Genomic DNA, 18,479 nt, shown 5'->3' with positions numbered 1-18,479 from the left:
ATCGCGCAATAAATTGCGCCGCTACAACATCCGTAACGGCGCAATATGATTTAAATCATGCCCCACACCAGCCAGGTTAGCGCAAAGCCGCTTAAGCCCATCAGCGTGGTTAACACGGTCCAGGTCTTCAGGCCATCGGCGACTGACAATCCCAGATAGCGCGTTACCACCCAGAAACCGGCATCGTTGACATGTGACAAGCCCAATCCACCGAAGCATGCCGCCAGCGTCACCAACACACGCTGCATATCGGTCACATCGCCCACCGCCTGGCTCAACAAGCCGCTGGTCGTCAGAATCGCCACCGTGGCAGACCCCTGAGACGCACGCAGCGCCAGCGACAGAATAAAGGCGGCAGGCACCAGTGGCAGATGCAGAGTTTCCAGCGTTACCGCCAGCGCTTTCCCTACGCCAGATTCCACCAGCACTTTACCAAACGCACCGCCTGCACCCGCCACCAGAATCACGCTGGCTGAGCTTGGGATAGCGCGTCCCGTTAAGTCTTCCAGCTTCTCTTTGCTCCAGCCACGACGCACGCCGAGGAACCACGCTGCCAGTGCCAGCGCGATCAGCAAGGCAATCGGTGGATTACCAATCACCGTCATCACATTACGCAGCACGCTACCTTCTGCCAACATCGAATGCGCCAGCGTACCCAGCACGATCAACACAATCGGCACCACAATCAGGCCCGCGATGGTCATGGCACCCGGCGGTGGCACTTCACTTTTCGGCGTGCCTTCAGGTTTTGCCAGCTGCAACTGCTCAAGCACATCCACTGAGAGGTGATACTGACGCAGGTTCATCGCTTTTGCGACGTAATAACCAACAATGCCAACAGGAATCGAGATCAGAATACCCAGCATCATCAACCAGCCCATATCGGTATGCAGAATACCGGCAGCCGCGGCAGCGCCTGGGTGCGTCGGTAACGCCACATGCACGGTTAACATCACGCCCGCCATCGGCAAGCCAAATTTCAGCGGTGAGACGCGCGCGACTTTGGTGAAACCGTAAATCAGCGGGATCACAATGATAAAGCCGACCTCGAAGAACACCGGAATACCGAGGATAAACGCCGCCATGGTCAGTGCCGCAACGGTGCGTTTGATACCGAGCGACTTACTGAAACGCTGCGCCAGCGATTCCGCACCGCCCGATGCTTCAATCACTGCACCGAGCATCGCCCCCAACACGATAATAATGGTGATGTGGCCGAGCAGGTTGCCCATGCCGCTGAAGATGGTTTCCATGATCTTATCAGCCGGAATACCGGTACTGATGGCGACGATCAGACTGACAATCAGTAAAGCAACAAACGGATGGACTTTGGCTTTAATCACCAGCAGCAGCAATATCACAATGCTGGCTGTCGCAATCGCGAGCAGTAGTGCGGTAGACATGATAAACCTCTAATTCTATTGCCCCCGTCATACTTCGAGCGGTAGACGCGTTGGCTACGTGGATTCGCCCCCGCCACTGACTGATGTAAGCTCCTGGCGAATCACCCGCTTGCCGCCTATCTACAACTCGGATTTTTTGGGGTACTTGGGTATATTTTTAGTGTTTTATGAATTCAGGTAAGACTTCGCCCGCACAGGGCGTAAAAGCCCTGCGCAGGTCGGTACAACAAAGGTTATTTCGCGTACGGTGCGAACCAGCCGAGACCCGCTTCGGTGCGACCGCGCGGGAAGTACTCGCAGCCTACCCAACCGTCGTAGCCCACTTCATCCAGCAGGTTAAACAGGTACGGATAGTTGATCTCGCCTTCATCAGGTTCGTGACGATGCGGCGCGGAGGCGATCTGGATATGACGATAACGTCCGGCGTACTCGCGGATCAGGTGGCTGAGGTTGCCGTCCACCAGTTGTGCGTGAAACAGATCCAACTGCGTAAACACGTTTGGACGGTCAATACGCTCCATCATCGCCAGCGTCTGATACTGACTGGAATAGAGATAATTTGGTTTAGTCACCGGATTGAGTGCTTCCAGTAACAAGCGGATGCCGTGAGGCGCAAAGCGCTCTGAGGCGTAATGCATATTACGCACAAACGTCTCTTCATACGCCGCCTGATCGACACCGTTTGGCACCGTTGCCGCCATCACATGCACCTGAGGGCAGCCCAGTGCTAAAGCATATTCCAGCGCCCGATCGATATCGTCACGCGCCTCTGCTTCACGTCCCGGAATCGCCGACACGCCCCACTCTCCCGCCTGCACGTTCCCGGCAGCCGTGTTGAACAACACCAACTCCAGTTGATGATTCTCCAGCTCGGCTTTGATCACTTCTGCTGGATAGTCATATGGAAACAGGAACTCAACGGCACGGAAACCGGCGTTGGCGGCTGCGGCGAAACGTTCAATAAACGGCAGTTCGCCGAACTGCGTGGATAAATTGGCAGCAAACTTAGGCATCAGTAATTCCTCAATTCCGCCACTTCGCTATCGGTGAGATAACGAATCGAGCGGTCGCCGAGCGTGAACATCAGACGCGCGGTCTCTTCCAGTTCTTCAGTGTTATTGGCGGCTTCACGCAGTGATTTACCCACCACCACCGGACCGTGATTGGCCAGCAGGAACGCGTTGTAACGTGGCGCGAGCTGTGCGAGATCTTCAGCCAGGCGGTCATCACCCGGTTTGTAATACGGCACCACCGGCACATCACCCACGCGCATCACTACGTACGGCGTGAAGGGGCGAATGCAGTTTTCACTGTCGAGATCGTTAAGACACGAGAGCGCCGTCAAATAATGGCTGTGCAGGTGCACCACCGCTTTACAGGCGGGATTGTTGAGATAAAGCGCGCGGTGAAAAGCCACTTCTTTCGAAGGCTTGTCACCTGAAATCCACTCGCCTTGCATCGTCACTTTTGACAGACGGTCAGCCTGTAATTCACCCAGACAGGAACCGGTTGGCGTCGCCAGCAGATTGCCATCTTCTAACAGCAGCGACAGATTACCTGCTGAGCCGGTGGCGTAACCGCGCTGGAAGAAAGAGGCGCCAAGGTGCACCATCTCTTCGCGTGCTTGCTGTTCGGTCATGCTGAAAACTCCGTCTGTGCGCGGGCAAAGAATTGTTCGTCACCAAAGTTGCCCGATTTCAAGGCCAGCGACAGCGGCTGATGGATGTCTCGCACCCACGGCACACCCGGCGAGATCATCGGGCCAATGTGGAACGCCGTCACACCCAGGCTTTGTGCCACCACACCAGAGGTTTCGCCACCCGCGACGATAAAGCGCTGCCAGCCACGTGATTTCAACTCACGCGTCACGGCGGCAAACAAGTGCTCAACCGCTTCACTGCTGCGTGCAGCGCCATACTGCTGCTGGATTGCCTGTAATTGCTGTGCATCTGCAGTGGCAAACAGCAGCGGTGCCAGCGGTTGCTGGTTATTCGCCGCAACCCAGTCGCACAGCTCTTGCGCATACGCATCGGCATTGTCGAGACAGCGCTCCACCAGTACTTCATGGGAAGGAGCCTGCTGGCGATAGGCCTGCACCTGGCGATTGGTCATCTGCGAACAAGAGCCAGAAATCACCACCGCACGCTCGCCTTGTGGGCGCCCGGCTTGTTCGGCATCGCTGTTCTGCTGCTGGGTAGCCCAAGCGCGCGCAATACCAATCGCCAGGCCGGAACCGCCGGTGACCAGCACCGTTTCTTTCAAGGCTTCGCCTTGGGTCAGCAGATGCTGCTCGTTGAGCGCATCCAGCACCACATAGTTGATGCCCTGCGCTTTCAGCACAGCCAGCTGTTCACGCACCGCATCCGCGCCTTTATCCAGCTGCACAGCGTTGATCACCGCCGCCTGCCCTGTGGCCTGGCGCGTCATTAAACGCACCAGATTGCTATCGGTCATGGGTGTGACCGGATGATGGCGCATACCCGATTCCGACAGCAGCTGGTCGGCGACAAACAGATAGCCCTGATACACAGTACGGCCGTTAACGGGCAGTGACGGCGAAATCACCGTTTGCGTTTCGCCTAACGCCGCCAGCAACGCATCGGTTACTGGGCCGATGTTGCCGTGTTCCGTACTGTCAAATGTGGAGCAATATTTGAAGTAAAAACGGTCGCAGCCCTGCTGTTGTAGCCATTCCAGCGCCGCCAGAGACTGGTCGATCGCCTGCTGCGCCGGGCAAGAGCGTGACTTCAGGCTGATCACAATCGCCTGCGCGCTCAGCTCATCATGGCTTGCTGGCACGCCATTGAACTGAATAGTGGGCAGACCGTTCTGCACCAGGAAGCTGGCGATATCCGTTGCACCGGTGAAGTCGTCAGCAATCACGCCTAAACGCATGGTTACTTCTCCTTTGATGCTGGCAGCGTGATGCCGCTGAAAATCTTGATGACTGCGCTGTCGTCTTCACGACCGTGACCGGCATTGCTGGCCTCGGTAAACATGTTGAGTGCAGTGGAAGCCAGAGGCAGCGGGAAGTGCAGCGATTTGGCGGTATCTGCGACCAGGTTGAGATCTTTCACGAAGATGTCGACCGCCGATTTCGGGGAATAGTCGCCATCTACCACGTGACGCATGCGGTTCTCAAACATCCACGAGTTACCGGCGGCATTGGTCACCACGTCATACATAGTGTCGAGTGGGATACCGGCACGAGCAGCCAGCGCCATCGCTTCTGCACCCACGGCAATATGAACGCCCGCCAACAGCTGATGGATGATTTTTACCGTTGAACCCAAACCAATTTCACTGCCTACGCGATAGACTTTTGCAGCGACGGCGTCCAGCACTGGCTGTAAGCGCGCAAAAGCTTCATCGCTACCTGAGGCCATAACGGTCATCTCACCCACGGCGGCTTTAGCTGCACCGCCTGATACCGGTGCATCCAGCATCACTAACTGGTGCTGCGCTAACTGCTGTTCAATCGCCTGCGCATCTTGTGAAGAAATGGTAGAAGAGACCATCACAACGGTACCCGGCTTGAGCTGCGAAGCCAGACCACTTTCGCCAAACAGAATCGCTTTAACCTGCGCGGCATTCACCACCAGCAGCAGCACGGCATCTAACTCTTGAGCAAAACTGGCCGCAGAAGTTTGCGCATCGCGCGCACCGGCTTGACGCAGGGTTTCCAACGCCTGTGGGTTTAAATCAACGCTCCAGGTGTTCAAACCTGCGCGAATACAGGACTGTGCTGCGCCCATGCCCATGGAACCTAAACCAATCACGCCGACGTTATTCACGGTTGCTGACACAGCACACCTCCGTTGTTAAATTAAGTGATAATTTGTTCATTGGTGTTAATTCTTCCGCAGTTACTGGCTGAGAAACGTGCGGTAAATCACAAAAATTAACTTACCCAATCGGGATGTCACATCGATTCACAAGCGGCATTCGTGCGGGCAACCCCCACAAACACAGGAAATCTGCTTACATTTCGTTAGGATAAATTGTGCTGCAGCCTGTGAATCGATGCTCTACAATGTGAAAAAATGATAATTCAGGGAGAGTCATGTGATTCCGGTAGAACGTCATCAACAGATATTAGCGCTGGTTGCTGAACGTGGCGTGGTGAGCATTGCCGAGCTTACCGAGCGTTTGGGGGGTATCGCACATGACGATTCGTCGTGATGTGCAAAAACTGGAAGAGCAAGGTGCCGTACTTTCCGTCTCCGGTGGCGTGCGTTCGGCCGATCGCCTGGCCGCTGAACCATCACATCTGGCGAAAACCAGCATGTACAGCAGCGAAAAAATGGCAATTGGTCAGTTTGCGGCGCGGCACATCCCACGCAACAGCTGTATCTACCTCGATGCTGGCACCACTACGCTGGCACTCGCTCGTGAACTGCTGGAACGCGATGACTTGCTGGTTGTGACCAATGATTTTGTGATCGCGCGGTTGTTGATGGAGAGCAGCGACTGCAAACTTATTCACACGGGCGGCACCGTCTGCCGTGAGAACCGCTCCAGTGTCGGCGAAGCCGCGGCGCGCAGTTTGCGCATGCTGGCGATTGATATTGCCTTCATTTCAGCCTCCTGCTGGGGACCACGCGGTTTGTATACGCCGGATGAAGATAAAGTGCCGGTGAAGTTAGCGGCCAGTGATGTGAGCAGCAAGCGCGTGCTACTGAGCGACAGTTCAAAGTACAACAAGATCGCCACGCATTTAGCCCTGCCGCTGGAGCGATTTGATACCTTGATTACGGATACCGAATTGAGCAAGTCGGGACGCGAGACGTTGAGTGCGGGGAGCTGGGAGCTGGTGCTGGCGGGTTGAAATTGTGCGGCTAAAAAAAGGCCGCCAGGAATGGCGTAATGCCGCTCACTTAAGCCAATCAGTGCGTATTTAACCCGGTACGCATGAATGCGTACCCTACGAAAACCGCACCGAACAATGTAGGGTCGCCATTAATGGCGACCGAAACGCGCTTGAGTGACAAGTATTACGCCATGAATGGCGACCCTACATTTTCAGTGCAAAATTTCTTGAGAGTGCGCGTTGTAGCGCACTCGAAATTACACTTCTTCGCTGAACTGCGGCACTGGATTACGGAAAGTGCGTGTCACGAACGCCAGATAAATAATACCGATCGCCGCCCACACCAAGCCGAGCACCATGGAAGTCTCTTCCAGGTTGATCCACAGCGCACCCACTGTCAAAGCACCCATCACTGGCAGCACCAGATAATTGAGGTGATCTTTCAGCGTTTTGTTACGCTTTTCACGGATCCAGAACTGGGCAATCACCGACAGGTTCACAAAGGTGAACGCCACCAGCGCACCGAAGTTAATCAGCGCAGTGGCCGTGACCAGGTCGAAGTTAATCGCTAACAGCGCTACCCCACCTACCAACAGCACGTTCAGGGACGGCGTGCGGTATTTAGGGTGGACAAAGCCAAAGAAACGCTGCGGGAATACACCATCGCGGCCCATCACATACATCAGACGTGAAACGCCTGCGTGAGCAGCCATACCTGATGCCAGAACCGTCACCACTGAGAAAATCAGGATGCCGATCTGCAGCGCTTTACCCGCCACAAACAGCATGATTTCAGGCTGTGATGAGTCCGGATTCTGGAAACGCGAGATATCCGGGAAGTACAGCTGCAGGAAGTAAGAGACACCGATAAAGATCACACCACCGATCAGCGCAGTCAGGAAAATGGCGCGCGGGATAGTGCGTTCTGCATCTTTAGTCTCTTCTGACAGCGAACTGATGCCATCGAAGCCGAGGAACGAGAAGCAAAGAATGGTCGCGCCGGTAATCATCGGCACCACATGGGCATTCTCAGACCAGAAAGGCTTGCTACTGGTCAACGTACCTGCGCCAACACCGCTTGCCACACCGTAGATCACCATGCCGGTAATCACCACCATTACCACCACTTGCAGCACCACAATCACGCTGTTGAAGTTGGCAACGGTTTTGATACCACGCAGGTTTGAGATGGTCATAAAGGCCACCAGCAACACCACGAAAATCCACGACGGAATACCCGGCACCAGCGTCTCAAAGTAACTTTTCGCCAGCAGGATGTTGATCATCGGCATGAACAAATAGTCTAGCAGTGATGACCAGCCCACCATAAAGCCGACGTGCGGACTGATAGCCTTCTGAGCATAGGTGTAAGCGGAGCCCGCAGATGGGAAGCGGCGTACCAGCTTGCCGTAGCTCACGGCAGTAAACAGTATCGCGATCAGCGCGAAAGCATAAGCAGTGGCGACGTGGCCGTCGGTTAACCCAGACACAATACCGAAGGTATCAAACAGGGTCATTGGCTGCATATAAGCCAGGCCCATCATGACCACGGGCATTAAGGTCAGAGTTTTTTTCAGGTGTGCACGCTGAGGTGCGGCAGAGGTGTTAAGCGACATTGTTCAGGCCCCCTACAGAGGTGATCTGCGGGATACTGCACAAAGGGCTGCAGTGAGAAGTGATAATAGTGTTTGCGATTGTCGCCGCGCCGTAATCGTACCGAAAGCGAGAACCAGCTTGCGCTGGTGCAATTGTAAACAGCCCCATCTTTGTTTTCCTCAAATCTCACGCACAACGCGTGTTGTCAGTATTTATCTATCCGGATGCGTGTCCGGCCTCGGTAATTTGTGTGTGTACTTCTTTCTGCAAAAAAATAACCGACGTTTTTGACGTCGGTTAGTTTCTGATTTTGCAGGCGGCGTATTTTGCCCAACTTATTCCTTGGACACAAGACGTTGCAGCAATTCTTCTGTGTGTCAGGCGTTCTTCAGCATCCAGTCGATTTCTGTCGCGGTGATCAGCCGCTCAAACTGCATCAACTCGTTCTGTTTGCAGCTATGCCATACGCCGCTGAAGTGTTCACCCAACAATTTTTGCAGCGGATAGCTATTTTCAAATTCGTACAGCGCATCACTCTGACGTACCGGCAAAGGCAGCCCTTCGGCCTCGTGTCCATTGCCCTGCACCGCGTGCGGTAAGGGTAGCTGATTATCCAGACCGTGCAAAATACCGGCAAGAATTGTTGACACCACAAGGTAAGGATTTGCATCCGCACCCGCCACGCGATACTCCACGCGATGGTTATCAACATCGCCACAGGGAATACGTAAGGCGACGGTGCGATTATTGTGCCCCCATGACGCTTGCAGCGGAACGTAGGCCTCGGGAAGAAAACGACGGTAAGCATTTACATTGGGCGCAAGCAGCGCCATTGAGGCGGGCATTAGGTCGATCATTCCTGCCAGCGCGCGTTTTAACAGCGGGGAATCGCTGCCATCGTCCAGCGAGAAAGCGTTGTGATCGGCGGCGTCCAACATGCTGATATGCACATGCATACCGCTACCGGCATACTCCTCATAGGGTTTCGCCATGAAGGTTGCGGTCATGCCATGATTTTCAGCCACCTGACGCACTAACCGCTTCAATAAAATGCCGTGGTCGCAGGCTTTTAACACGTCGCGGGTATGATGCAGGTTGATTTCAAACTGGCCTGGCGAAGCTTCCGCCAGTGCGCCGTCGGCAGGGATGCCCTGCTGTCGAGCAAGATCGTCGATATCACGCAGAACGTCAGCAAAGTGGTCGAGATTATCCACCGAATAAACCTGACTTTGCATATTTCGCTCATCACTACCTGGCGCACACGGCGGCTGAATGTACCCTTCCGCATCGCGCTTTTTATCGACCAGATAGAACTCCAGCTCTACCGCTACCACCGGGAATAGCCCTCGATTGCGCAGCTGCTGCCACAAACGATTAAGGACATTGCGGGGTTCAACGTCAAAGGGAGTGCCATCTTGGTTACACATGGTGAGCAGCAACTGCGCGATGCGTTCAGGATCGGCAGCTGAGGGAATTAAGGTGCCGGGAACCGGAATGCAGAGGTTGTCGGGTTCACCCAGTGACTGTCCGAGTCCGGCTTCTTCGACGGTATTACCGAGGATATCCATGGCGAAAACCGATGCCGGGAAATAACAGCCTTTTTCCAGTTTTGCCAATGCAGAGACGGGAATGCGCTTACCGCGAAATACCCCATTTAAATCATTCAGAAGAATATCGACATACTGCGTTTCAGGATGGCGTTCCAGCCAGGTTTTGACCTCCAGCTGGAACGCGCTTGTTCGTTTCTCTTCACTATGCCGCGTGAAGTCTTCTACTTCTACGAGGTTCGTCATGTTCCCACCCGCCCTTTACCGTTTAGTATTGGTTCGCGCAATGCTCAAAATAACAGCCACTCTTCTAACATAGCCCTAACGCAAAAAGTGTGCAAATGTAACAAAACTGTTGAAAGAACGAACAGGCGGTTGCTAGATTGACAATATATTGCACACTTTTCAGGCCGGACACGCAAAAACGGTGAAAATATTGAACAGCAACGCGGAGACGTTATGGGCATTATTTTTGACAAACCCTTGATTGGCGTAGTGATGTGCCAAAACCACATCAGCAGCCATCTTGGACAAACGGTTCACAATAAATATCTTGATGCCATCGTGCTTGCCGGTGGTGTGCCCTTGCCTTTACCGCATCAACTGATGCATGCCCCTCATCTATTAGAAAACAGTATGACGCTACTGGACGGCATTTTACTGACAGGCAGCCCCAGCAATATCGAACCCTGGCATTACGGCGAAGAGGGTAAAGAAGAACATGCCGATCCGGCGCGCGATCGCCTCGCCTTCGGTTTGATCACACACGCCATTGGCAAGAAGATGCCCATTTTTGGCATTTGTCGTGGACTGCAGGAGTTAGTCGTCGCCAACGGCGGAGCCTTATATCGCCAACTACATATGACGCACCTGTTTCAGGAGCATCGTGAAGATGATGCACTGCCGCTCGATCAGCAATATGCGCCTGCGCATGAAGTACAACCTGAAGCCGAGGGATTATTGAGGCAGGTGCTGGGCAGCGATCAGGCTTTTGCGGTGAACTCTCTCCATGGGCAAGGCATCCGTGAAACCGGCCCGCAGTTGCGCGTGGAGGCACGTGCGCCCGATGGGTTGATTGAAGCGGTGAGTTTGCGCCAGCACCCGTTTGCCCTGGCAGTGCAATGGCATCCAGAATGGCACTCTGACCAAGATCCGGCCTCGCAACGCCTGTTCGCGGCCTTTATCCACGCTGCTGTCTGTTATCACAAGGAAAAACAGTCATGAATGATGCCACTCTGGCGCCCGGACGACGTTTATCGCAGATCCGGCAAGAGATGGGATTGTCTCAGCGTCGTGTCGCTGAGTTGTCGGGATTAACGCACAGCGCCATCAGCACCATAGAGCAGGACAAAGTCAGCCCGGCGCTCAGTACCCTGCAGAAACTGCTGAAAGTGTATGGCTTGTCGCTATCCGAATTCTTCTCAGAACCGAAAGTGAACCGGTCCCCACGAGTGATAGTGCGGCCGGAGGAGTGTGTCGAGATTGGCAGTCTCGGCGTCTCGCTGCAGTTGGTCGATAATGGCGCAGAAAAACGCGCCTTAGCTATGTTGCTTGAGCGCTATGAGCCCGGCGCCAGCACCGGTGAGAAGTTGCGCCATCCCGGCGAGGAGACGGGCACCGTGCTGGAGGGCGAAATCACCTTGGTAGTGAACGGTCAGAGCTATCACCTTTATTGCGGCGAAAGCTATGTGATTGATACCGGTTTGCCCCACAGTTTTACCAATACGTCCGATCAGCCGTGTCGCATTATCAGTGCGCATACGCCGGCGAATTTCTGAAGTCACGCGATGAAAGGAGGGTCTAATGCAACATGTGGGAAGTTATTACGCGGCATCAGCGAATGCGCATGAACCCTGGCCGGAACTGCAGGAATCCATTCAATGCGACGTTTGTATTATCGGCGGGGGATTCACCGGACTCTCCTCCGCATTGTTTTTGACAGAAGCCGGCTATGACGTGGTGGTGCTGGAAGCGGCAAAGGTCGGCTTTGGTGCCAGCGGACGCAACGGCGGCCAAGTAGTCAATTCTTACAGCCGCGATGTGGATGTGATTGAGCAACGTTACGGCAAAGACGTGGCCAAAATGCTCGGCAGCATGATGTTCGAAGGTGCGGAGATTATTCGCGATCGTATCGATCGTTACGCCATTGCCTGTGATTATCGTCCCGGTGGGATTTTTGCGGCACTGAATCAGCGCCAGATGGGCCATTTACGCAGCCAGAAATCCAGTTGGGCACGTTACGGTAATCATGATTTGGAACTGCTGGATGAGCGCGCTATTCGCCGTGAAGTGGCGACGGATCGCTATGTTGGCGGTTTGCTGGATAAGCGCGGCGGACATTTGCACCCGCTGAATCTGGCATTGGGTGAAGCGGAAGCGATTCGTCGTCATGGCGGACGCATCTATGAGCAATCCGCCGCGCTGGAAGTGAAATATGGCGCGCCGCATCGCGTGAAAACCGCCAAAGGTGAAGTCAGTGCAACCTTTATCATCTTTGCCGGTAATGCCTATCTACCTTCACAACTGGAGCCGCGCCTCAGCCGCAAAAGCATGCCGTGCGGTTCACAAATTATCACCACAGAACCCTTGAGTCGTGACCAGGCGTTGGGGCTGCTTCCGAACAATCACTGCGTTGAAGATTGTAATTACCTGCTGGATTACTTCCGCCTGACCGCAGATAACCGCCTGCTGTACGGCGGCGGAGTGGTCTATGGCGCACGTGAACCGGGTGATATTGAAACGCTCATCCGCCCCAAGCTGTTGCGCACTTTCCCTCAGTTAAAGGATGTGAAGATAAGCCATCGCTGGAGCGGCAACTTCCTGCTCACGCTGTCTCGTATGCCGCAATTTGGTCAGATTGAGAAAAATGCCTTCTTTATGCAGGGAGATAGCGGACACGGTGTGACTTGCACGCACCTGTCCGGGAAGTTGATCGCTGAAGTGTTGCGCGGGCAGGCAGAGCGCTTTGATGCCTTTGCGAAATTGCCGCACTTGCCGTTTCCGGGTGGTAGAAGGTTTAAAGTGCCGCTGACGGCGATGGGCGCAGTGTGGTATGCGTTAAGGGATCGGTTGGGGGTTTGATAAAAAGGGAGCACAACTCCCTTTTAAACAAGGGTGTGAATTTTGAAAAAACATCGGCAATCTTCATCACCCATGCCCAACTCAAAATCCCTCACTGACATAACCTGTCCGCTTTACGTTTCACCAACGTTCCTTTACCAAAACTTGCTATAACGTTATGGGAATGCAAGGATCAGGCACTTTAATTTTTAGGATTATGCAATGCTGCGGTTGTTTGCAAGGTATACATCGGTTGGGGTGATTAACACACTCATCCATTGGGCCGTATTTGGTGCACTCTTCGCGAGTGGCGCGAACCAATCCACGTCTAACCTTGCGGCCTTTTGCGTTGCTGTGACGTTCTCTTTTTTCGCGAACGCCAAATGGACCTTCAATGCCGAAGCGACGACTGCCCGATATTTCCTCTATATCTTTTTTATGGGCGCGATGGCGCTTTCAGTCGGATGGACAGCAGACCGACTGCATATCAGCCCGATAGTGACACTGATTTTCTTCTCTGCACTCAGTCTTGTTTGCGGCTTCGCCTATTCGAAGTTTTTCGTGTTTAGGAAGAGTTAATGAAATTTTCTTTGATTGTCCCAGTGCTGAATGAAGAGGAGGCTATTCCCCTCTTTTATCAAGCCGTGCGTGAGTTTACGTCTTTCCAAACTTATCAGGTGGAGTTGGTGTTTATCAACGACGGCAGCACTGATGGGACTGAAGCCACTCTGAATAAAATTGAGGCCGATGATAAATTGGTCAAACATATTTCATTTACACGAAACTTCGGTAAAGAACCGGCGCTATTCGCGGGGCTTGAAGCGGCAACCGGTGATGCCGTCATCCCTATTGATGTTGATTTGCAAGACCCTATTGAAGTCATCCCTGAGATGCTCGAAAAATGGCAACAAGGTGCGGACATCGTACTGGCGAAACGCGTTGACCGCATTACAGATTCTCATCTGAAACGCAAAACAGCTGAGTGGTTCTACAAACTACATAACAAGATCAGCTCACCTAAGATTGAAGAGAATGTCGGTGATTTCCGTTTAATGTCGCGTGAGGTGGTAGAAAATATCAAACTACTACAAGAGCGTAATTTGTTTATGAAAGGTGTGCTGAGTTGGGTAGGCGGTAAAACAGCTTTAGTCGAATATGCACGCGCTGATCGTGTGGCAGGTACAACAAAGTTTAACGGATGGAAGCTTTGGAATTTAGCACTGGAAGGAATAACATCATTTTCCACATTCCCTCTTAGAATATGGACATACATAGGGTTGATTGTTGCCGCAGTGTCATTCGCCTATGGTGCATGGATGTTAATTGACACCATATTTTGGGGTAACCCTGTTAAAGGTTATCCCTCCATAATGGTGTCAATGCTATTTTTAGGTGGAGTGCAGTTAATAGGGATTGGTGTCTTGGGAGAATATATAGGGAGGATATATATTGAAAGCAAAAACCGACCAAGATATATAGTTTCAAAGAAAAACAAAGAGAATGAATAATATTGTGACTTTAAATTTACCTTACAGGATAATACATAAAACCTGTAAGGTAACATTAAATCCCGGACAATAAACCTACTCCAGCGGCATCTTCATCGGGTCATCGTAGCTGTACTCAAATCCCAGCTCACTACAGATCTTCGAGCCATCGACCACTTTCCCGGCAGACCTCTCCGGCTCAGCAACAAACGTCGGTGCCACCAGCCCCAGTTGCTTTGAAACAAACGGATAAAAATCATCGCGAGACGGATGTTTCGACGCGCACAAATTATAGACTCGCCCACCTTTAGGGGATTGCAGCAGCAACACAATGGCCTCGACGACATCATCGAGATGCACCAGATTGACGGCGTGCCCGCCATTTTCCAACCCTGTTTTACCCGCGAGGAAACGCCCCGGATGACGATTCGGCCCGACTAATCCCGCCAGACGCACGATATCCACGCTGGTACCGGGCAAGTCATGCAACCAGTTCTCCAGCTCCACCAGCGTCTTACCGGCCACGCTCTCCGGCTGTAGCGCACTGCTCTCTTTCATTACACCTGAACCGGTGCCATACACTGATGATGAACTGGTAAAGATGATACGCGGCACCTTGTGCGCCAATGCGGTATCCACCACGTTCTGCACCGCTTGCATGTAATCTTCACCGCCCTGAACCGTGCGGCTGGCAGGCAACGTCACCACCAGCGCGTCAACGGACATAAGCATGGCAAGCTCATCGGCTTCACACTCAATTTCGGGGGTTAGCACTAAGGGAAAAGCCTCAATCCCGCAGCGACGTGCGGCATCTACTCCATCAGGGGAGGTTTTGCTGCCGGTTACCTGCCAGCCACGTGCCGTTAACGCCATCGCCAGCGGCATACCCAGCCATCCAAGACCTACAATCGCGACTTTTTTCATGATAACTCCTGCTTTACGGCGCTAAGACATTCCATCTTAGTCCCAGCGTGTATGGCAAACCAGTGCAAACTGTTGCGGAAGGTTCCGAGAACTGACGTTAAAAAAGGGTTGCCAAGCGCCGTCATCTTCGTTAGGTTAATCAGCACGCAAATGAATACTCATTCAGCAACGGAATTTACTATGACACGCGTTCAGTTCAACCACCATCATCACCATCATCCTGACTAGTCTTTCAGGCGATGTGTGCTGGGAGACGATTAGGATCTTCCAGTGGTGCGAACGCAAAGAGAGCCCCCGGAAGATCATCTTCCGGGGTTTTTTTATGGGCGAACGCAACCCAACTGAGTTCAGACAGGATTGAATAAGAGGACAGGAACCATGTTAGATAACACCCGTTTACGCATAGCTATGCAGAAATCTGGCCGTTTAAGCGATGAATCACGCGAATTGCTGGCACGTTGCGGTATTAAAATTAACCTTCAGCAACAGCGTTTGATTGCGTTTGCGGAAAACATGCCTATCGATATCCTGCGAGTGCGTGATGACGATATTCCTGGCCTGGTGATGGACGGCGTGGTGGATCTCGGCATTGTCGGTGAGAACGTGCTGGAAGAAGAGATGCTGGACCGTCGCGCACAAGGCGAAGACCCGCGCTACTTCACGCTGCGTCGCCTCGATTTCGGCGGTTGCCGCCTGTCACTGGCGATGCCGGTTGATGAAGAGTATACCGGGCCGCAATGCCTGCAGAACTCACGTATCGCCACCTCTTATCCACACCTGCTGAAGAAATATCTCGATAAACAAGGTGTTGCGTTCAAATCCTGTCTGTTAAACGGTTCTGTTGAAGTCGCGCCACGTGCGGGTCTGGCCGATGCAATTTGTGACCTGGTATCGACGGGTGCCACTTTGGAAGCTAACGGCCTGCGCGAAGTTGAAGTGATTTATCGCTCTAAAGCGGTACTGATTCAGCGTGACGGCGAACTGCCGGCGGCCAAGCAAGAGCTGGTCGATAAAATGATGATGCGTATTCAGGGCGTGATTAAAGCGCGTGAATCTAAGTACATCATGCTGCACGCACCAAGCGAACGTCTGGAAGAAGTGATTGCCCTCCTGCCAGGTGCTGAGCGCCCAACCGTACTGCCGCTGGCGGGTGATGTCAGCCGCGTGGCAATGCACATGGTGAGCAGCGAAACCCTGTTCTGGGAAACCATGGAAAAACTCAAAGCACTGGGCGCCAGCTCGATCCTCGTACTGCCAATCGAAAAAATGTTGGAGTAGCAGCATGAGCACAATCATGACCCCGATTGACTGGCAACAGTGTGATGAACAACAGCAGCAAGCGCTGCTGATGCGCCCAGCGATTTCGGCTTCGGCGAGCATCAGTGAAATCGTGCGCGATGTGCTGGTGAAAGTGAAAGAAAATGGCGATGACGCGCTGCGTGAATTCAGCGCGCGCTTCGACAAAGCGCAGGTGGAAAACCTGCGCGTCACGCCGGAAGAGATGCAAGCAGCAAGCGATCGTTTGAGCGATACGCTGAAGCAGGCGATGGCAGTGGCCGTGGGGAATATCGAGACCTTCCACAACGCCCAGATTTTGCCCGCAGTAGATATCGAGACTCAACCTGGCGTGCGCTGCCAGCAGATCACCCGTCCGGTGCAATCAGTAGGTTTATATATCCCTGGCGGCTCTGCCCCACTGTTCTCAACCGTATTAATGTTGGCCACGCCAGCACGTATTGCCGGTTGTGGACGTGTGGTGCTGTGTTCGCCACCGCCGATTGCCGATGAGATTCTGTATGCGGCGCAGCTGTGCGGCGTGAAAGAAGTGTTTCAGGTAGGCGGTGCGCAAGCGATTGCTTCGCTGGCCTTCGGTACTGAAACCGTGCCAAAAGTGGACAAAATCTTTGGCCCTGGCAATGCCTACGTCACCGAAGCGAAACGTCAGGTCAGCCAACGTCTGGATGGTGCAGCCATCGACATGCCGGCCGGCCCGTCTGAAGTGCTGGTGATTGCCGATGAAGGCGCGACGCCAGCCTTTGTAGCTTCAGATCTGTTGTCGCAAGCGGAGCACGGCCCGGATTCACAGGTGATTCTATTAACTCCTTCGCTGAAACTGGCAGAAGGCGTGGCGCTGGCAGTCGAAGAGCAGCTGGCGCAGTTGCCACGTGCGGCTACGGCGCGTCAGGCATTGGAGAGCAGTCGCCTGATTGTGCTGCGCGATCTGGCGCAATGTGTGGAAATCTCTAACTTCTACGGTCCAGAGCACCTGATCATCCAGACGCGCCAGCCGCGTGATCTGGTGGATGCGATCACCAGCGCCGGTTCGGTGTTCCTTGGCGACTGGTCACCGGAATCTGCGGGCGATTACGCCTCCGGCACCAACCACGTGCTGCCGACGTACGGTTACACTTCAACCTGTTCCAGCCTCGGTCTGGCCGATTTTCAGAAGCGAATGACGGTGCAAGAGCTGACGCCGCAAGGCTTCCTCAATCTGGCCGCCACCATTGAAACCTTAGCCGCCGCTGAGCAGTTGGAAGCCCACAAAAAACGCCGTCACCCTGCGCGTTGCCGCGCTGAAGGAGCAAGCATGAGCATTGAAGATTTAGCCCGCGCCAATGTGCGTGCGCTGACGCCGTATCAATCGGCGCGTCGTCTGGGTGGTAACGGTGATGTGTGGCTGAATGCCAACGAATTCCCGCTGCCGGTGCCGTTTGAGCTGTCACAGCAGACGCTGAACCGCTATCCAGAATGCCAGCCGAAGATTGTAATTGAGCGCTATGCGGCTTATGCCGGTTTATTGCCTGAGCAAGTGATTGTTAGTCGTGGCGCTGATGAAGGTATCGAACTGTTAATGCGCGCCTTTTGTGAACCGGGCAAAGACGCGATCCTGTTTTGCCCGCCGACTTACGGTATGTACAGCGTCAGCGCGGAAACCATCGGTATCGAGTATCGCACGGTGGCAGCGTTGGATGACTGGCAGCTAAATTTGCCCGCCATTGCCGAGCAGCTGGACGGCGTGAAAGTGGTGTACATGTGCAGCCCGAACAACCCGACCGGCAACCTGATCAACCCAGATGATATCCGCAAGCTGCTGGAGATGACCGCCGGCAAAGCGCTGCTGGTCGCCGATGAAGCCTATATCGAGTTCTGCCCGGAAGCGACATTGGCTGGCTGGTTGAAAGATTACCCGCACTTGGTGATCCTGCGCACCCTGTCAAAAGCTTTTGCTCTTGCAGGCTTACGTTGCGGTTTCACGCTGGCCAACAAGCCCGTGATTGATCTACTGATGAAAGTGATCGCCCCTTATCCACTGGCCACCCCGGTTGCCGATGTGGCGGGCCAAGCGCTGAGCGAACAAGGCATTGCCCTGATGCGTCAGCACGTTGCAGAGCTCAATGCCAACCGCGCCTGGCTGTTTGAACAGCTGCCACAGCTGAGCGTGGTGCAGCAAGTATTTCCGAGCGAAACCAACTACATTCTGGCGCGCTTCACGGATTCGCCAAAAGTGTTTAAAACGCTGTGGGATCAAGGCATTATTCTGCGCGACCAAAATAAAAACCCCGGCCTTGCGGGATGCCTACGCATCTCTATTGGCACCCGTAAAGAGTGCGAGCGCCTGATCGCCGCGCTGCAAGCCTTATCAGTGGAGTAA

Annotated in this window: 16 protein-coding genes, 2 pseudogenes and 1 other annotated feature; of the genes and pseudogenes, 10 read left to right on the top strand and 8 right to left on the bottom strand. The window is 53.7% G+C overall.

The features are described 5' to 3' along the window. Positions 1-50 precede the first annotated feature (50 nt). The 5 genes from HA51_RS13880 to ltnD form a co-directional block, all read right to left on the bottom strand. The gene (locus tag HA51_RS13880) at positions 51-1,403 is read right to left on the bottom strand and encodes a GntP family transporter (RefSeq protein ID WP_084935127.1); all 1,353 of its coding nucleotides are present in this window, start codon (positions 1,401-1,403) and stop codon (positions 51-53) included. A gap of 233 nt (positions 1,404-1,636) precedes the next feature. Next, positions 1,637-2,416 (bottom strand): HPr family phosphocarrier protein, encoded by a 780-nt coding sequence (locus tag HA51_RS13875; protein ID WP_084935124.1) that lies wholly within the window; start codon positions 2,414-2,416, stop codon positions 1,637-1,639. Beyond that, complete coding sequence (gene otnC, locus HA51_RS13870) at positions 2,416-3,042, bottom strand: 3-oxo-tetronate 4-phosphate decarboxylase (protein ID WP_084935122.1); 627 nt, start codon at positions 3,040-3,042, stop codon at positions 2,416-2,418. Before otnC ends, HA51_RS13875 begins: the two co-directional genes overlap by 1 nt. Then, the gene (gene otnK / locus HA51_RS13865) at positions 3,039-4,298 is read right to left on the bottom strand and encodes a 3-oxo-tetronate kinase (protein ID WP_084935121.1); all 1,260 of its coding nucleotides are present in this window, start codon (positions 4,296-4,298) and stop codon (positions 3,039-3,041) included. The genes otnC and otnK overlap by 4 nt, the downstream gene beginning before the upstream one ends. 2 nt (positions 4,299-4,300) lie before the next feature. Then, the gene (ltnD, locus tag HA51_RS13860) at positions 4,301-5,209 is read right to left on the bottom strand and encodes an L-threonate dehydrogenase (protein WP_084935119.1); all 909 of its coding nucleotides are present in this window, start codon (positions 5,207-5,209) and stop codon (positions 4,301-4,303) included. Between the two features lie 259 nt (positions 5,210-5,468). On the opposite strand from ltnD, the pseudogene ygbI reads away from it, so the two are divergent. Next, a pseudogene (gene ygbI / locus HA51_RS13855) lies at positions 5,469-6,231 on the top strand (DNA-binding transcriptional repressor YgbI). Between the two features lie 239 nt (positions 6,232-6,470). Here ygbI and HA51_RS13850 read toward each other — a convergent pair. Further along, positions 6,471-7,829: an APC family permease gene (locus HA51_RS13850; RefSeq protein ID WP_084935116.1), complete on the bottom strand. Its 1,359-nt coding sequence runs from the start codon at positions 7,827-7,829 to the stop codon at positions 6,471-6,473. Positions 7,830-8,186: 357 nt separating this feature from the next. After that, positions 8,187-9,602: a glutamine synthetase family protein gene (locus tag HA51_RS13845; protein WP_084935115.1), complete on the bottom strand. Its 1,416-nt coding sequence runs from the start codon at positions 9,600-9,602 to the stop codon at positions 8,187-8,189. 213 nt (positions 9,603-9,815) lie between these two features. Between HA51_RS13845 and puuD the strand changes: the two genes are divergently transcribed. The 5 genes from puuD (at position 9,816) to HA51_RS13820 (ending at position 13,924) form a co-directional block, all read left to right on the top strand. Further along, positions 9,816-10,580: a gamma-glutamyl-gamma-aminobutyrate hydrolase gene (puuD, locus tag HA51_RS13840; protein WP_084935112.1), complete on the top strand. Its 765-nt coding sequence runs from the start codon at positions 9,816-9,818 to the stop codon at positions 10,578-10,580. After that, complete coding sequence (puuR, locus tag HA51_RS13835; protein WP_084935110.1) at positions 10,577-11,134, top strand: HTH-type transcriptional regulator PuuR; 558 nt, start codon at positions 10,577-10,579, stop codon at positions 11,132-11,134. Before puuD ends, puuR begins: the two co-directional genes overlap by 4 nt. A 25-nt stretch (positions 11,135-11,159) precedes the next feature. After that, on the top strand, positions 11,160-12,437 hold the full coding sequence (locus HA51_RS13830) for an NAD(P)/FAD-dependent oxidoreductase (RefSeq protein WP_084935108.1): 1,278 nt from the start codon (positions 11,160-11,162) through the stop codon (positions 12,435-12,437). A 201-nt stretch (positions 12,438-12,638) separates the two neighbouring features. Beyond that, the gene (locus HA51_RS13825; protein WP_084935105.1) at positions 12,639-12,995 is read left to right on the top strand and encodes a GtrA family protein; all 357 of its coding nucleotides are present in this window, start codon (positions 12,639-12,641) and stop codon (positions 12,993-12,995) included. Further along, complete coding sequence (locus HA51_RS13820) at positions 12,995-13,924, top strand: glycosyltransferase family 2 protein (RefSeq protein ID WP_084935103.1); 930 nt, start codon at positions 12,995-12,997, stop codon at positions 13,922-13,924. The genes HA51_RS13825 and HA51_RS13820 overlap by 1 nt, the downstream gene beginning before the upstream one ends. A 75-nt stretch (positions 13,925-13,999) precedes the next feature. On the opposite strand, the gene HA51_RS13815 is transcribed toward HA51_RS13820, so the two are convergent. After that, on the bottom strand, positions 14,000-14,827 hold the full coding sequence (locus HA51_RS13815) for an SDR family oxidoreductase (RefSeq protein WP_084935101.1): 828 nt from the start codon (positions 14,825-14,827) through the stop codon (positions 14,000-14,002). 180 nt (positions 14,828-15,007) lie between these two features. On the opposite strand from HA51_RS13815, the gene hisL reads away from it, so the two are divergent. The 4 genes and pseudogenes from hisL to hisC all read left to right on the top strand — a co-directional run bounded on the left by hisL (position 15,008) and on the right by hisC (position 18,479). Beyond that, positions 15,008-15,055, top strand: coding sequence for a his operon leader peptide (hisL, locus tag HA51_RS26960; RefSeq protein WP_100396937.1), 48 nt, complete (start codon positions 15,008-15,010; stop codon positions 15,053-15,055). After that, positions 15,031-15,151: a sequence feature (His leader region), on the top strand. Its footprint overlaps the gene before it by 25 nt. 54 nt (positions 15,152-15,205) lie before the next feature. Continuing rightward, a complete protein-coding gene (hisG, locus tag HA51_RS13810; protein ID WP_084935099.1) occupies positions 15,206-16,105 on the top strand; it encodes an ATP phosphoribosyltransferase in 900 nt (299 codons plus the stop codon). Positions 16,106-16,109: 4 nt separating this feature from the next. Beyond that, positions 16,110-17,418, top strand: a pseudogene (gene hisD, locus HA51_RS13805) (histidinol dehydrogenase). After that, a complete protein-coding gene (gene hisC, locus HA51_RS13800) occupies positions 17,415-18,479 on the top strand; it encodes a histidinol-phosphate transaminase (RefSeq protein WP_084935097.1) in 1,065 nt (354 codons plus the stop codon). The pseudogene hisD and the gene hisC overlap by 4 nt, the downstream one beginning before the upstream one ends.

Origin of the sequence: Pantoea rwandensis (assembly GCF_002095475.1) — a bacterium.
Classification (GTDB): Bacteria; Pseudomonadota; Gammaproteobacteria; order Enterobacterales; family Enterobacteriaceae; genus Pantoea; species Pantoea rwandensis.
Note: the sequence above shows the minus strand (reverse complement) of the source record. Positions and strands in the feature narration are given on the sequence as shown.

Coding starts and splice junctions, on each gene's coding strand:
- hisG (WP_084935099.1), top strand. CDS start 15,206: ATGTTAGATAACACCCGTTTACGCATAGCTATGCAGAAATCTGGCCGT.
- HA51_RS13820 (WP_084935103.1), top strand. CDS start 12,995: ATGAAATTTTCTTTGATTGTCCCAGTGCTGAATGAAGAGGAGGCTATT.
- otnC (WP_084935122.1), bottom strand. CDS start 3,042: ATGACCGAACAGCAAGCACGCGAAGAGATGGTGCACCTTGGCGCCTCT.
- HA51_RS13830 (WP_084935108.1), top strand. CDS start 11,160: ATGCAACATGTGGGAAGTTATTACGCGGCATCAGCGAATGCGCATGAA.
- puuD (WP_084935112.1), top strand. CDS start 9,816: ATGGGCATTATTTTTGACAAACCCTTGATTGGCGTAGTGATGTGCCAA.
- puuR (WP_084935110.1), top strand. CDS start 10,577: ATGAATGATGCCACTCTGGCGCCCGGACGACGTTTATCGCAGATCCGG.
- HA51_RS13825 (WP_084935105.1), top strand. CDS start 12,639: ATGCTGCGGTTGTTTGCAAGGTATACATCGGTTGGGGTGATTAACACA.
- otnK (WP_084935121.1), bottom strand. CDS start 4,298: ATGCGTTTAGGCGTGATTGCTGACGACTTCACCGGTGCAACGGATATC.
- HA51_RS13875 (WP_084935124.1), bottom strand. CDS start 2,416: ATGCCTAAGTTTGCTGCCAATTTATCCACGCAGTTCGGCGAACTGCCG.
- HA51_RS13845 (WP_084935115.1), bottom strand. CDS start 9,602: ATGACGAACCTCGTAGAAGTAGAAGACTTCACGCGGCATAGTGAAGAG.
- HA51_RS13850 (WP_084935116.1), bottom strand. CDS start 7,829: ATGTCGCTTAACACCTCTGCCGCACCTCAGCGTGCACACCTGAAAAAA.
- HA51_RS13880 (WP_084935127.1), bottom strand. CDS start 1,403: ATGTCTACCGCACTACTGCTCGCGATTGCGACAGCCAGCATTGTGATA.
- hisC (WP_084935097.1), top strand. CDS start 17,415: ATGAGCATTGAAGATTTAGCCCGCGCCAATGTGCGTGCGCTGACGCCG.
- HA51_RS13815 (WP_084935101.1), bottom strand. CDS start 14,827: ATGAAAAAAGTCGCGATTGTAGGTCTTGGATGGCTGGGTATGCCGCTG.